Raw genomic sequence first — 15,039 nt, forward strand, 5'->3', positions numbered from 1 at the left:
ACCACCGCGCTCACACCGCACTCGGCGGCCAACCACCCGCCAGCCGCGTCCCCAACCTCTCCGGGCAGAACACCTAGGCGGCGATCGCTCGGGCAGCGGCGTACATGTCTGCCGGCAGCGGATGCGCCAGCTCCCACACGATTCGCATCGGCCTGTCCCCACTGTGCCGCCGGTATGTCATCGGCCCGGCGTACAGGTACGCCGGCACCCCCAGTGCCCCCTCCGCGACCTTCGTCTCTCGCACGAACAGATGCACCGTCGATCCCTGCGACGCGTGGTGGATGTACCGCTGCCCGGTCGCCGACGCCGACGAGGTGGTGCTCTGCGACTCCCACTGGAACAGCGTCTCGGTGATGGCCCGGTCGGCGTACATGGTGGTGGGGGAGTAGTGCTGCTCCGACTTGACCAGGGTGACGAAGAACAGGTCCGCCTGCTCTGACTCAAGCCACTTCACGCCCTCCCGCAGCGATCCCGGGTTGGGCATCCCGAACGCCGCGCACGCTTCGTTGCGGCTGTACCGGGCGTGCACCCGCAGCGGCACCTTGCCGAGCCCGACCGGCTCGGTGACCCGGTGAATTCGGTCCCGCAGCACCTCCGCGACTTGGCGCAGCTCGACGCACCGGGCCGGCTCAGCCCAGAGCCGCGCCAGCCGCGCGTCCCGCTCCGACAGCGGCACGTTCGGCCCCCACAGGCTGAAGTGCAGCATGTCCAGCAGCCGCCCGCCGGTCACCGGTCCGCCCGCCGCCACCTGCTCCCACAGCGCCAGCCGCTCCGGGTCGTCGGTGTGCAGCATTCGGCCGATCGCCCGCCCCAATTCCCGGTCGTTCGGCCCCGGCAAGGACGTCTCCACCCGGGCGAGCCGCCGCAGCCCGGTCCACCCGCCGAGCGTCGCCGACCGGTACACGTCCTCGATCTCCAGGCCGGTGTCCCGCAGGAAGTCGGCGAGGGTCACGTCACCGAGCTGGCGTAGCTCGGCCACCATGCTGTTCTTCGACGACGGGACCGCCTTCTCCAGGTTGCGGAGCACCACCTCCTTCGCCACCCGGTCCAGCTCGACGTGGCAGCCGCTCGGCAGGGACGGAAAGTCCTGCTCAACCGTGTCGTACACCTCTCGGCGGCTGACCCCGGTCAGCGCCCGCCAGCGGAGGTCGAAGCGGAAGTTGGCGTTCTGCCCGCCGATGAAGTCGAGCACGGTCAGGCAGGGCTTGTCGTCGTCCAAACGCAGACCCCGGCCGAGCTGCTGGAGGAAGATCGTCGCACTCTCGGTGGGCCGCAGCATCAGGATCGTGTCGACCATCGGCAGGTCGACGCCCTCGTTGAACAGGTCCACGGTGAAGAGCACCCGCAACTTGCCGGCCTTGAAGTCCCGAATCAGCGCCTGCCGGCCCGCGGTGTCGACCTTCGAGGTCACCGCCGCCGACGGTACGCCCTGCTGGGTGAACCAGTCCGCCATGAACTCGGCGTGCCCGATGCTCACGCAGAAACCGAGCGCCCGCATCCGCCCCAGGTCGACCAGGTCCCGCGCGGCCCGCAGCACCATCCGCGCCCGGGCCTGGTTGCCGGTGTAGAGGCCGTCCAGCTCAGCCGGGTCGTAGCCCTGCCCACGCTTCCACTGCAACTGGGACAAGTCCACGTCGTCGTGCAGCCCGAAGTAGTGGAAGGGCACCAACAACTGCCGCTCCAACGCCTCCCGCAGATGCAGCTCCACGGCCGCATGACCGTCGAACCAACGCCGCACGTCGCCGCCGTCGGCCCGGTCGGGCGTCGCCGTCAGCCCCAGGAGTACGCGCGGCCGCAGCCGCTCCAACAGCCGGGCGTACGTCGGCGCCTCCGCGTGGTGGAACTCGTCCACGATCACCATGTCGAACCGCTCCGGGTCAATTTCCTGGCGGTGCAGCGACTGGATCGAGGCGAAGACGTGCCGCCACTGCGTCGGCTTCGCTCCGCCCACCAGCGTCTCGCCGAAGCTGCCATCCCCCATCACCTGGCGGAACGTCGAGCGGCTCTGCCGCAGGATCTGCTCCTGATGCGCGACGAAGAGCAGCGAGTCCACGCGCTTGTCCCGGTGCAGCCGCCGGTAGTCGAGGGCGGCGACCACCGTCTTTCCGGTGCCGGTCGCCATCACCACCAGGTTCCGCCACCGCCCGTGCACCTCGCGCTCGGCGGTGAGGTCGTCCAGGATCTCCCGCTGATACCCGTACGGCCGGACCTCCAGGTTCGCGATCTCCGTCGGTGCATCGTCGGCGCGCTCACCGCGCAACGCGTGGCGGAGCCGCTCGCCATCCTTCGCCGGGTCGTACGCCTCGAACGCCGGGTCGTTCCAGTAGTCCTCGAAGGTGGCGGTGAAGGTGTCAATGACGTGCGGCTGCTCCAGGTTCGCGACTCTTACGTTCCACTCCACGCCGTCTACCAGCGCCGACTTCGACAGGTTCGACGAGCCGACGTAGGCGGTGGTGGTGCCGTTATTGCGGCGGAACAGCCACGCCTTGGCGTGCAGGCGGGTGGTCCTGGTCTCGTAGGAGACCTTCACCTCGGCGCCCAACTCGGTGAGCCGGTCGAGGGCGCGCTGGTCGGTGGCGCCCATGTAGGTGGTGGTGATGACCCGGAGGTGGCCGCCGCGGTCGATCAGCTCGCGGATGGCTGGCTCGATGAGGCGCAGGCCGTGCCACTTGATGAACGCGCAGAGCAGGTCGACGCTCTCGGCCGACGCCATCTCGTGGGTGACCTCGTGGCCGATTCGCGGCTGGTGGCGGCCGTTGACCAGCAGGGCGCCGGTGGAGAGCGGGGTGGTGGGGCGTTGCGGGAAGGCTGGTCCGGCGGGCGGAGTCGGTGGGGCCGCGATGGCGTGCAGCAGGTGCTTGGCGTCGGCAACCTGGTCGTCAACGCCGACCGCGCGGGGCTCGACCGCCGCGATGCTCCCGGCGATGCGGTTGGCGACCTCGACCTGGCGGGCGAGCTTGTCGTCGCCGCCGGGAACGGCGAGCAGCGCCCGCCGGGCGAGGGTCGCGATGTGCCGGGCGAGGACGTCGTGCGCGTCGGCTACGTCGAGCTTGTCCTGCTGGACAAGGGCGGGATCGACGTGCTGGAGGCGTCCGGCGAGCTCACGGGTAATGACGTGCTCGTAGATACCCGGATCAAGATCAGTCACGCCGGCAATCTATCGACACGAGGATGCTCCGCGCGTCCCCTACTCGGCTGGGCAACTGGATGGCTCAACGTGCTGGTGCCCTCGATCGGTTGACACGCCGCCCGTTGCACGAGCAGTTGACGCGCTGCCGCGACCGTTGCCGGGTTGAGAGCCGGAGGAACCCCGCTACTTTCGGCCCGGGACTCGCGGGGCCGGGAACCAGGCGTCGTCGCCAAGTGGGCCGAGATAGACATACGAGACAGGGCCGCCCCCATTCATCGGGGCGAAGAAGTGACCTGCTTCGTTGATGTACGTCCGTCCGCCCTGATGTCCTTTGACCGCTGCCAGACGGCGTGCGAGGTGCTGGGCCGCAGCGGTCCCAACCGCTTCGGACAGATGATGCGTCTGTGCCCCCTGGCCCGACGTGGCCGCGTACCTCATGTCCGTCCCCCCGGCGGTCAGTATGTAGGGGATGCCGACGTGAGGTCCTGGCCATCGGTCGCCTGGCGTCAGCCCTGCCGGTGGAACGGGGCCAATCTCCTGCCCGTTGAAGTCGAACTTCAAGGGCTTGTGGTACGTGTCGGCATAGACGCTTCCGCCGTGAGAATGTGGCACTAGGACATGCCCGAACTCATTGATGTAGAAGATGCCGCCCAGCCTGCTCTTCAGCTCCTCCTTTACGCTATTGATCATCGCCACGAGCTTTTTGTGTCGACGAATAGTCAATAGCGACTTCTCCCCCTCGTCGCTGCGATAGATCAGTCGGACCTTCCAACCGCCCTCTGGGCTGGAGACTAACGAGTACTTGGCGTCCTTGTTGGCGTTCGACGGTGATAGGCCTGGGTACGGATAGTGCACTCTTGCTCCTGAGGGGAAATTCAAGCAGCGACCGGGGGCTCCATCGCTGGGCGTCCAGCGAGCCTAGTGTTCACCAAGTTTGCCATCTACTTAGGAGGCCAATCCGGCGTCAATATCAACCGATCTCCTTGGGTTGGCGCCCCTAGGTACGACCGGTACCGGTCAAGAGGGCCAGGCGAAGCCGCCCGGAACGTAGGCGAGGAAGTACCGCTGGCCGCCTTGCACGTACCACGCTCGTCCGTCGTGACTCACGAAGAAGCTGATCCCTCGGTCAAACAGGTGACGCCACCCGTCCAAGGCTCGCTGGGCGTTCGCTGCGAGTGCAGCAGGTGCTGCGTCACCGGTGAGGGCGAACTCAGTCGCACCACCCGTCGTTCGCCGCTCGATCACGCCGCCCCTCTTCTGTCGAAGGCGGTAGGTGCCACCGTCCTTGTCGAGCGGCTGATGAAGTGGGGTGCCCGGCGTGAGCGTCGACGGGTCCGTGCTCTCGTCCGTCGGTGCGGCGTCGGTGGCTTCAGCTTCAAGCGGCTCCGCGAGTTGCCCGGCGACGTACGGGACCATGCCGTCCGGACCCTCACCCCAGACGAGGATGAGGCCATGGACGGGTGTGACTCGGAAGCGTCCCCCGGGGCGCCCCCGGACCAGATGCACCATTGACGCGACCTGTTGAGGGTTGCGGATCAAGGTGCCGAAGCTGTTGGTGACGGTGCCGAGGGTATCTACTGAGTACTCTTGGCCAACGATCACTCCCTCCCAGCGAACCGGCTCACTCGGCGGACGCCGGCCCAACCTCTCCCACTCCTGCTCCTCAGTCGGGCGCGGGGTGGCGGGCGGCCCTGGTATCCCTTCCTTCGCCTGCTCGGGCCCACGCGACCAGCGCCAATAGTGGTTGGCGCCCTCACCCGTGAGATCAGCCCAGTCTTCCTTGGCGTAAATCTGTTCGTCGACCGTCCCCGCAACATAGATGAGGTGCATGTCGGCGTGCTTACGCGGCGAATCGTCGAAGCGTCGGCGCAGCACCCTGCCCAGCGCCTGGATTCGCTGACGAACGCTGGATGTGGCGGCGACCGATACCCCGAGGTCGGCCTCCGGCACATCAATGCCTTCTACAAGCGACTTCACAGAGACCAAGATCTGGGCTTGACCCTCTCGAAACCGCTCTAAGGCCTCTACCCGCTCTCGCGTGCCGAGGCGCGAGTGCTCTAGTGCGATTGAGTTTCCAGTCATCTCCTGCTGGAGGTGGTGGTAGAGCCGTTCCGCCTCGCTAACACGCTCATGAAACATGAGGACTCGCCGGGCGGCACTCGTTTCGAGGGCTTCCGCAACGATCCTATGGGCTACGCGACCTCGGTCTTCGGCCCGGTACAGCAGATCTTTGCGGCGGGAGGTGGTTGCGATGTATCTACGAGCGGCCTGCCCTACCTCGTCGCGGCGTGTCTGTAGCTGCTGTGCCCGCCCAGCCTCAAAGCCAAGCGATCGCAGCTCGTCGGCCAAGTCGTCGACCTGCCGGCTGATCTTGTCGTACTCGCGCTGCTCGTCGTCATTCAGCTGAATGCCGTGGTGATGGATGTCGTAGTCCGGCAGCCATCCGGCAAGCCGCGCGTCGCGCAGGGTGAAGCGGTACACCACGGCGCCCAGTTTCCGGCCAACGAGTTGCTCGTCGTAGCGCAGCGGCTGCCCGGATTCGTCGAGTTCCTCCCGGTCCGGAGTGGCGGACAGGCCGAGTTTGTACGCCGCGTCCGTGTCCAGCACGCGGGCGAACGTCGGAGCACCCGCGCGATGGCACTCATCAACGACAAGCATCAGGGGCTGTGCGGCCCGCGCCGCCGCTGGTAGCTCCTTAGCTGCCGTATTCAGTACAGCCACCAAGGCCCGGCAGGTTGACAGGTCGGCGGAGCCGCCAGCACCAAGGAGCCCGATGTCTGAGGGCTTCAGTGTGGTGTACCGCTCTAGTGCCGACTGCCACTGGCGCGCCAAAGCCTCGGTCGGCACGACGACGGCTAGCCGCAGGTCAGGGTCACGCTCTCCGGCACGTGCCGCACATGCAAGCGAGATGAGTGTCTTGCCGCCCCCGGTAACAATTTCAAGTGTTCCTCGGTAGGGCACGTCTCCCGTGGCCCAAGCATCGACCGCCTCGGCCTGCCAGTCCGCTAGCTCGAACCCGCGTGTCTCAATCAAGGGCTTCCCGTCTCTCATGATCAACCTGGCGCACCTTCTGCTGGCACTCCACCTCAATCAGCGTCGTTTCCTGCCCGTTCTTGCACAAGCTGTGCACACGCGAGCTCGTTGACAACTGCCGCCACCATCTCCCGGAGCCGGCGGAGCTCCCCTGCGGTGAGGCCGAGCTCATAGCAGTGGTGGTGTCCGGCGCGGGATAGCGCGGCCCAGGCGTATCCGGCCCGGGCAGCGATGTGTCGGCCAGCGTAGCGGTCGAGAATCAGGAACTGCGGTGACCGGGCGCGCATCCCGGCGACCTCCGGATGGAACCGCTGCCAGTATTCGTCCATCGCTGCCTCCAGCGCGAGGCGGAGTAGCCAAGCGCAGGCGCGCGGCCAGGCGCCGCGCGTGCCGCGTACGACGCTGGACAGCAGTTGATCGGCGGCGTCCAGGCAACTCTGCGGCACCGTCACCAGCGGGCCGGCCGTCATCGCAGGTGCTCCGCGAGTCGGCGGGCGTCCCGGACGAGCGCCTCAAGATCGAAGGTGCCCGGTCCGTGCACGCCCTGCTTGCAGGCCTGGAACGCGTCACCGGCCCACCTGCCGAACTGGTTGATCCTGGTGAGCACCTTGCTGCCTTGATGCATGTCGCCGAAGAGGGCCAGTGCGGCTACCTGGTTGAGCGTCATTGCCTTCTCGATCAACTCTTCGACGTCACCGTGCCGCTCACCGCGGCTGATGCGGTCACGCCGGATCCGCTCGTGACAGGCGGCCTCAAGCGCCGATCGGCAGAAGCCGGAGACCAGGGGATAGCGGGCGTTGTCGGCCAGCTCCTCGGCCTTGAGGATCGAGGTGGCGTCGTTGAGGTACCGCTCGATCGGGTCGCTGTTCTTCCGAATCTCCACCACCGACTCGTCGCGCCGCGTCACTGCCCAGATCGTGGCCTCGATACGCAGCCGACGTACCGCCTCGGGCAGCCGGTTGTCGTGCGTGAAGACCACCACCTGTCGGGTCTCCGCCAGGCTGGCGAGCACCTGGGCCAGGCCGTCGACCTTTGACGGATCCATGCTCTGCACCGGGTCGTCAATGATGAGGAATCGGAACGGACTGTCGTCGGCGCAGGCCCGCGGCAGGAACACCGACAGGCCGAGGGCCTGGAACTCGCCCTGGCTCATGACGGCCATGGCGGAGGTGGTGGTGCCGTCGACCCGGGCGGGGAACGAGATTTTGCGACGGGTGTTGGTGCCGTCGAGTCGCATCCCGCTCAGCTCGACGTTGCTCTCCTGGCGCAGCTCGTCCCAGATCTCCTGCGAGCGCTGGGCGAAGGGCTCGAACCGCTGGTCTCGCAGCTTGGTGATCGCGGTCTTCAGCCAGTCCCGCGCGGTGTTGATCCGCTTCAGCTGTGCGTCGTTCTGCACGCCGACCCGTGCCCGAATCAGCCAGTCCTGCAGAGAGACGGCATGCTCACGCCAGGCGTCGTGGCGCTGCCGCAGCCAGGCGCTCGTCTCGTCCTGCAGTTCGGTGAACGCCTCGAGCAGCGGCGGATAGGCGGTCCGGAGGTGCGCGGCGAGCTGGTCGGGGGAGACCTGGGCTGCGGCGGAGCGCAGGTCGTCCGCTTTCGCGCGGAACCGCTTCACCACATCAGCCTGGTCGAGCGCGCTGGCCAATGCCTCGAGGTCGTCGCTGCTGATTCGCCGGTCCAGGTCGAGCAGCCGCGCGGCCCGGGCCTGCGCCTCCTGGAGCCGCCGGTGCCCCTCCTCGACAGCGACGATCTCGCGCTGGATCTGATGGATCGTGTCGCCGGCCCGAGTGCGCCAGGCGGCGTCCAGGGTGCCGGTGCCGCAGACGGGGCACGGGCGGTCGCCGTGATCGTTATGGAAGGCGACCGCCATCCGGAGCAGCTGGGCTGCCTGCTCGGCCGTGCCGGCGCGGGTAGCGGAGAGCTCGGCGAGGTGCGCCGCCGCAGCGGTGAGTTCATCGGCCACCTCGGTGGCGTATGCCGCGTCTGGTAGCGCGACGGCGACCAGGCGGCGGGCCGCGACGGCGACCGGGTCGTTGGTGTCGCTACCGGCGTCGGCGAGCAGCTGGTCGAGGGCCTCCAGGTTGGGAGCCCGCTTCGCGAGGAGCGCGACCGCTGCCTGCGCCCGCTGGTCGTCGACGCCGACGAGCACGGTACGCAGCGCCTCGCGCGCCGTCTTGACCGCCGAGACCTGGTCACTCAGATCCTTGCGCACCCGCATCAGCCGCTTGTCGGCCTCGACGATCGGGTCCATGCCGAGGATTGGGGCCATGGCGTCGAAGAGCCCGCTGGGCGTGGAGGTCACGAGCCGCGCGAGGTCGCTCGCGGTGAGGAACGGGCGGTAGGCCTCGAGCGGCTCCTGCCAACCGAGTTCCGCGGTGTCCGCGTAGCGGTTCCCGTCATCCGCCAGGACTTGGCCGACCCCCTGGTGCGCCTCGGTGTGGTCATCGCGCCAGGAACGGCGTACTCGAATGGGTTTCGCGGCTCCTTCGGCCCGGAGCATGACCTCGATCTCACAGGGCGAGCCGCAGTGCAGGTTGCGCCAGCCGTCCTTGAAGACGCTGTTGCGGTCGGCCCAGCGCGCGCTGTCACCAGTGAGGGCGAGCTCGGTGGCCTCCGCATAGCTCGACTTGCCGGAGCCGTTTCGACCGACGACGAGGGTGAGGCCAGCGTGCGGCTGCAGCCGAAGGCCCTGCTGTGGACCGACGCCCCGGAAACCGGCGACGGTGATGGACTCCAGGTAGAGCGGCTGTGGACGCGGTCGGGTGGAGGGGTCCCGCTCCGGCAGATCGACGGGCTCGCCGCCGAGGACGGCGGCGAGTTCCTCGTCCCCGGCGTATGCGGCGAGCACAAGATCTACGACGTCGTCGGCGACGTTGTCCTCGGCCAATCGGTCAAAAACCTGGTCAAGTAGGGACTGGTCCGAGGCCATACGGGTCTCCCTTCCAGGCACGACGCTAAGTATTGTTGCCTCGACAAACAACCCGCTTGCCGGGGGATTGCTGGGAAACACTGGAACTTGTACCATGCCTCTCGTGGCCGAGTCCATAGAGCACCTCGAGCGCCGGATCGAAGAACTGCGAGCAGCAGTCCGACGGGCGGTGATGGCTCGCGACTCCGCCCGAGCCCGGGCGATGCGGGCTGAGCTGCGAAGCGCCGAACGGGAATGGGAGCAGGCCCTGACGGATCTCGCCGACGAGGTGGAGGCCGACACACCGCCGGCGAAGCTGGAAGCACCGCTGGTGCCGGTGCGCGAACAGGTCCACCACGCGCTCACCCTGCTGTCGGTGCCGGCCGCGCCGAAGCTGATCGCCGAGGTCCACGCCGCGTTTTACGGCGCGAGTGCCACCGGGATCGCGTCGGGCAAGCTCACCCACCTGCGTCGGGACGAGGAGCGGTCCTTCCGGACGGCGCGGCACTCCCGGCCGTACTACCTCTGCTCCGCGCTCACCGCCGAGCACCTGGCCCCGGCCCGGGGTCTGCTCGCCATCTCCACCTGGCCACTCGATCGGCGCATCATCGGGCCGTTGAGCCTCCGGGTCGACTTTCTGACAGCTGCCATCAACGTGGCGGAGCGGGCAGCCAGGATTCCTGACCAGGATCCGGGCGTTACCCGGCTGCTCTGGCGTTTCGCCACCACCATCCCGGGAGCAGCCCAACCGCACGGGGCGGTAGACGCGGCGACCATTGCCAAGGCCGCTCAAGCGGAGCTCGACGTGCACGCGGCGACCGACCAGTCGCAGCGGGAAGCGGCGGCCGAGCGTGCCCGCCGGCAGATGGACGAGGCCGAGCAGCTCTTCGGCAGCAAGCTGCGCGTACTCAGGGGGTTGGCATGACGAACGTTGGCCAGCGGCTGGCCGCGATCCGGGGCGGGGGCGTCGCGAGCCGGCACAACGCCCGGACCATCGCCGCCCTGACCACCAACCCGGGCTGCGCTCGGCGGGCGGTGCTCGACTGCGCGGGCGTCGACAAGCAGCGACTGGCCGCCTACGTCGACTACCCGGCCCGCTTCGGTCAGTCACAGTTCGCGATCACCCGCGGCAACGCCTTCGAGGCGCAGGTGAAGGCCAACGGCTGCGCCGAGCTGCTGCGGCTGCTGCGGGAGCGGCTCGACCTCGACATCCCGGAGGTCTCGTACGACGACCTGGAGTCGGTCGCCGGCCGCCACGAAAGCCAGGACCTCCGGTACGCCCGGTCGCGCGCCCTGCTCACCCGGGCCGCCGCGCAGGCCGAAGGGGCCGGCACGCTCTTCGACCACCCGCTGCTGCGGCTTGAGGTCGCCGGCCAGCAGGCCTACCTGGAGCCGGACCTGATCGCGTTCCAGCACGACGGGCAGTTCCACGTCGTCGAGATCAAGTCGTTCGCGGTCATCGACGGGCAGGCCGATCCGGGCAAGGTGGCCGGCGCGGCGATCCAGGCGGCCGTCTACGTGCTGGCCATGCGTGCGCTGCTCGGCGAGGCCGGGTTCGACCCGGAGATCGTCTCGCACGACGTCGTGCTGGTCTGCCCCCGCGACTTCTCCAACCAGCCGATGGCGGTCCGGATCGACGTCCGCAAGCAGCTCGCCGTGCTGCGTCGGCAGCTGTCCCGGATGACCCGGATCGACGCGTTGCTGGCCGACCTGCCGGCCACGCTCAGCTTCGACTTCGCGCCCGACGACAACGGAGTGCCCACCCGATCGCCGGCCTCGCTGGTAGCCGCCCTCGAAGCTGTCGAGGCGCGGTACTCGCCGGAGTGCCTGGCCAGCTGCGAGCTGGCGTACTTCTGCCGGCACGAGGCCCGCGGCTGCACGGCGGCGCTGGGCAAGTCCGCGCGGGACGAGATGGGCGGCATCGAGCGGGTCGAAACCGCACTCGCCATCGCCCGCGACCAGCTCGCGCCGGCCGAGGACCAGCAGGAGGCGGCCGCACTGCTGCGGGCTGCCGCGCGGTTGCGGGCCGAGCTGATGAGTGGGGTGGCCGGATGAGCACCCTGACCACGTTGGCGCGGGCCGAGGCCGTGGTGGAGGGCATCGCCCAGCGGACCACCACCGTCCGTCACGTTCACGTCGCCGACCGACCTCTGGTCTTCATCCCGCTCACCATGGCGGGTGAGGCCAACGCGCCGCTCGCCGCGATGGTGGGGGACGACCGGGACGCTCCGACGTTGCTGATCGTGCCGCAGCCTCGGAACCGGGACCAGCGGTTCGCGTTCGCCGCCGAGCTGGCGGGCGTTGTCGTTCCCTACGTCGACAGCTTCCGCAGCGACGTCGAAGCGGTGCCAAAGAACAAGGGCAAGGAGGTCCGTCACCGGTTCGCGGACGCGCCGCAGCTGCTCGTACCCAACCCCGGTGGAGTCGGCTTCACCCGGCTCTTCGGTCGGTCCACCCGGTTCCGCCGCACCGACGGCGACTACCCGGTGGACCCGTCGGTGCCGCTGCTCGGCCGCTGGCTGACGTACTTCTTCGAGCGCGCCGAGCACCCCGGTTCCTCGGCTCTGGTGGCGATGACGCAGGCGCTCTCGATGCACTGGGCCACCGGGCAGAGTCCACTTGAGGACGCGCAGCTGGCCGCCCTCCTGGCCTGGATCACGCCCCCGCCGGGCATGACCGGCGCCGAAGCGGCCGCCGCCGCTGAGGATCCGGTGACCTGGCCGCCGGCCGGTCCGGCCACCGACCCGACCTTCGACAACGAGGTGCTGGCCCCGGCCATGGCCGCGTACGACCGGGCCGTGGCCACGGACTCGCATGTGGCCCGGCGTCGCGGCGAGCTGGAGGAGGTCCTGCGCTCGCAGCTGGAGCCGACCTGGCGGCTGATGTGGCAGGCCATCTCGCTGCTGCGGGAGCTACCCGCCGGAGCGCACGTGACCAAACGCTGGGCGGAGGACCGAGACGCGTTCACCAACTTCACCGCGCATCTGGATGAGGGCGGATTCCCGCAGCCTCGCCGGGACGGGGCGGTCGCCGCGGCCAGGAAGCTGCACCGCATGGAGGGGGCGCTGACCTCGTACGACGTGCAGCGGGCCTACGACGACCCGATGGTGATGGCCGACTACCGGCTCACCGGGGAGGCGTTCGTGGGTAAGGTGACCACCGCCCACCCGACGCGGATTGACGACAGCGGGAAGCGGCGCGCGCTGCGGCCGTGGATCGCGGTGACCACCGCCGACACGGTGCTGGTCACGCCGGGCACCACGCTGTACTCGCCCGAGCAACCCAACGGGCAGAAGGCGCGGGTGATGTCGGTGTCCCAGCGCGAGGACGGGACGACCGCGGTCGTGCTGGAGCTGACCGGGGGCATGGGACGCTCGCTCACCCCGGACCCCGGCACCGTGCCGGAGGTGGGAAAGCGGATCTGCTACACCACGCTCAGCGACTCCTTCATGCCGCCGGGCGCCTTCCCGTCCCGGGAGGAGACGCCGTGGACCCACGGCGGCCCGCCAGCGCCGTACGAGGACAGCGCACCGAGCGCCGAAGACGCTCGCGAAGAGTGGTCGTGACGTTTCGGCCCGCAGCAGCGCTATGCAATGACCAACCATTCAGATCCGTGGGGGAGCTGATTTGAGCAAGTTGGGGACCATCCTCGACCAGATTGATTCGGGCACCGTGCTGTTGCCCGAGTTCCAGCGCGGCTACGTGTGGAACCGGGATCAGGTACGCGGCCTGATGCGCTCGCTCTACCTCGGCTTCCCCGTCGGCGGGCTGCTGGTCTGGGAGACGGAAGCCGACCACGGCTCCGTACGGGGCAGCGACCACGTCGGCGGGGGCGTGAAGCTGCTGCTCCTCGACGGGCAGCAGCGCATCACCTCCCTCTACGGGGTGGTCCGCGGCAAGCCGCCGGCGTTCTTCGAGGGTGACCCGGCCGCTTTCACCGGCCTGCGGTTCAACGTCGAGGAGGAGACCTTCGAGTTCTACGCGCCGGCGAAGATGAAGGACGACCCCACCTGGGTCGACGTCACCGAGCTCTTCGTCGACGGCATCGAACCGCAGATCGGCAACCTCACGGCGCACCCGGACACCATGCCGCACTTCGCGACGTACATGGGTCGGCTCATCCGGCTGCGCAACATCCTCGAGCGCGAGTTCCACCAGGAGAAGATCACCGGCGCGGACAAGGGCGTCGAGGTGGTCGTCGACATCTTCAACCGGGTCAACTCGGGCGGCACCAAGCTCTCGAAGGGTGACCTGGCGCTGGCGAAGATCTGCGCCGACTGGCCCGAGGCCCGCTCGACGATGCGCAAGCACCTGGGCGCCTGGTCGACCGCCGGGTTCGAGTTCAACCTCGACTGGCTGCTGCGCAACGTCAACGCGGTAGCGACGGGCCGGGCCCAGTTCGAGTCCCTGGAGGGGGTCGGCTCGGCCGACTTCGCCCAGGCGCTCACCTCGAGCGAGCGCTACATCAGCGGTTTCCTTGACGTGATCTCCGGGCGGCTCGGCCTGGACCACGACCGCGTGCTGATGGGTCGCTACGCCTTCCCGGTGGTCTCCCGCTTCCTGCATCTCAACGGTGGCACGTTCGCCGACGCCACGCAGCGCGACCGGATGCTCTTCTGGTACATCCACGCCGCGCTGTGGGGACGCTTCGCCGGCTCCACGGAGTCGACGCTGACCCAGGACTACGAAACCGTCGCGCGTAACGGCATCGATGGGCTGATCACCAGCCTGACCCGCTGGCGCGGCGGCAACCTGGTGATCGACGGCCAGGACTTCGAGGGATTCGGCCGCGGCTCCCGCTTCTACCCGCTGCTCTACCTGCTCACCCGGGTGCTCGGCGCCCGCGACTTCGGCTCGGGCCTGGAACTCAAGAGCGAGATGCTGGGCCACCTCACCTCCTTGCAGGTGCATCACATCTTCCCCAAGGCGCTGCTTTACAAGCACGGCTACGGCCGGTCCGAGGTCAACGCCGTCGCCAACTTCTCCTTCCTGACCCAGCAGACCAACCTCGCCATCGGCAAGCGGCCGCCGGAGGACTACTTCGCCGAGACCGAGCAGAAGCACCCGGGCACGCTCGAATCCCAGTGGATCCCGACCGACCCGCAGCTCTGGCGCCCCGATCGCTACCTGGACTTCCTCGCCGCCCGCCGGGAGCTGCTGGCCAACGCCGCCAACGGATTCCTCGCCGGCCTTCGAGACGGCACCAAGCCGGCCGCCGAGCCGCTGCGACCGGTGGTCGTGGTCGCCGAGGAGGAGGTCGACGACGTCCGCGCCGGGCAGGTGAAGGCCCTCGTCGAGGAGCTGGTGGCCGCGGGTTGCGCCGAGCCTGCCCTCGACAGCGAGATCGCGGATCCCGCCACCGGTCGAGTGCTGGGCGTTGCGGAGGCGTACTGGCCGGACGGCCTGCAGCCGGGGCTGGGTAACCCGGTCGTGTTGGAGCTGGACGCTAACCCGGAGCTGGCCCGGATGGAGGAGCTCGGCTACGAGGTCTTCACCTCGGTCGACGCCCTGCGCGGTTACGTGGCCCGGCGCAACGAGCAGGCGGCAGGACTCGCCGACGCTGAGCCGCTCGCCGAGGAGCCGGACGCCGACGTCGAGAGGACCAACGGCTCGGAGGATGCGCCGGTCGTGCCGGCGCAGGCCGGCGGCGATCAGGGGACGGTCGCGGACTTCGAGCGGGCGATGCGCGGGGTGTACGAGGCGGCGCGGCGCGAGGCCGGCTACAACGCCACCTACTTCCTCGGCATGGTCGCCGAGCATGGTGGGCTCGCCACCGCCAAGAAGCTGCTCGCCAGCCCGGTCGTGTCCGACGGGTTCGCGGCGCTGTGGGAGCGCGGGCGACTCGACCTCACGGTGGAGGCCCTGGTGGTCAAGGACGACTACGAGTCGCTCTTCACGCCGCACGAGCTCGACATCGCTCGGCACCGACTGCGGCAGTTCGACTTCGAGACCGCGGCACGGCGGTGAG

9 protein-coding genes are annotated in these 15,039 nt (G+C 68.8%); 4 read left to right on the forward strand and 5 right to left on the reverse strand.

The genetic code is table 11. The features are described from left to right. Positions 1–73 precede the first annotated feature (73 nt). The 5 genes from AC5L3Z_RS12505 to AC5L3Z_RS12525 form a co-directional block, all read right to left on the reverse strand. On the reverse strand, positions 74–3,148 hold the full coding sequence (locus AC5L3Z_RS12505) for a DEAD/DEAH box helicase (protein ID WP_494841707.1): 3,075 nt from the start codon (positions 3,146–3,148) through the stop codon (positions 74–76). Positions 3,149–3,313: 165 nt separating this feature from the next. After that, entirely contained in the window at positions 3,314–3,985 is a 672-nt protein-coding gene (locus AC5L3Z_RS12510; RefSeq protein ID WP_494841708.1) for a hypothetical protein, read from the reverse strand. Between the two features lie 162 nt (positions 3,986–4,147). Beyond that, complete coding sequence (locus tag AC5L3Z_RS12515) at positions 4,148–6,181, reverse strand: DEAD/DEAH box helicase (protein WP_494842173.1); 2,034 nt, start codon at positions 6,179–6,181, stop codon at positions 4,148–4,150. A gap of 35 nt (positions 6,182–6,216) precedes the next feature. After that, positions 6,217–6,633: a hypothetical protein gene (locus tag AC5L3Z_RS12520; protein WP_494841709.1), complete on the reverse strand. Its 417-nt coding sequence runs from the start codon at positions 6,631–6,633 to the stop codon at positions 6,217–6,219. Next, positions 6,630–9,092, reverse strand: a complete 2,463-nt coding sequence (locus AC5L3Z_RS12525) for an AAA family ATPase (RefSeq protein ID WP_494841710.1) — start codon at positions 9,090–9,092, stop codon at positions 6,630–6,632. Before AC5L3Z_RS12525 ends, AC5L3Z_RS12520 begins: the two co-directional genes overlap by 4 nt. Positions 9,093–9,195: 103 nt before the next feature. On the opposite strand from AC5L3Z_RS12525, the gene AC5L3Z_RS12530 reads away from it, so the two are divergent. The 4 genes from AC5L3Z_RS12530 (at position 9,196) to AC5L3Z_RS12545 (ending at position 15,038) form a co-directional block, all read left to right on the forward strand. Continuing rightward, positions 9,196–9,996 (forward strand): hypothetical protein, encoded by an 801-nt coding sequence (locus tag AC5L3Z_RS12530; RefSeq protein WP_494841711.1) that lies wholly within the window; start codon positions 9,196–9,198, stop codon positions 9,994–9,996. Then, positions 9,993–11,126, forward strand: a complete 1,134-nt coding sequence (locus AC5L3Z_RS12535) for a hypothetical protein (RefSeq protein ID WP_494841712.1) — start codon at positions 9,993–9,995, stop codon at positions 11,124–11,126. Before AC5L3Z_RS12530 ends, AC5L3Z_RS12535 begins: the two co-directional genes overlap by 4 nt. Then, positions 11,123–12,637, forward strand: a complete 1,515-nt coding sequence (locus tag AC5L3Z_RS12540; RefSeq protein ID WP_494841713.1) for a hypothetical protein — start codon at positions 11,123–11,125, stop codon at positions 12,635–12,637. Before AC5L3Z_RS12535 ends, AC5L3Z_RS12540 begins: the two co-directional genes overlap by 4 nt. A 61-nt stretch (positions 12,638–12,698) precedes the next feature. Continuing rightward, positions 12,699–15,038 carry a GmrSD restriction endonuclease domain-containing protein gene (locus AC5L3Z_RS12545; RefSeq protein ID WP_494841714.1) on the forward strand — a complete coding sequence of 780 codons (2,340 nt, stop codon included), beginning with the start codon at positions 12,699–12,701 and terminating at the stop codon, positions 15,036–15,038. The last annotated feature ends 1 nt before the right edge of the window (position 15,039 follow it).

The sequence above is a fragment of the Micromonospora sp. LZ37 genome (assembly GCF_059359015.1).

Bases quoted from the DNA above. Each gene is read 5' to 3' on its own strand.
- AC5L3Z_RS12515 (WP_494842173.1), bottom strand. From the start codon at position 6,181: ATGAGAGACGGGAAGCCCTTGATTGAGACACGCGGGTTCGAGCTAGCG.
- AC5L3Z_RS12520 (WP_494841709.1), bottom strand. From the start codon at position 6,633: ATGACGGCCGGCCCGCTGGTGACGGTGCCGCAGAGTTGCCTGGACGCC.
- AC5L3Z_RS12525 (WP_494841710.1), bottom strand. From the start codon at position 9,092: ATGGCCTCGGACCAGTCCCTACTTGACCAGGTTTTTGACCGATTGGCC.
- AC5L3Z_RS12535 (WP_494841712.1), top strand. From the start codon at position 9,993: ATGACGAACGTTGGCCAGCGGCTGGCCGCGATCCGGGGCGGGGGCGTC.
- AC5L3Z_RS12540 (WP_494841713.1), top strand. From the start codon at position 11,123: ATGAGCACCCTGACCACGTTGGCGCGGGCCGAGGCCGTGGTGGAGGGC.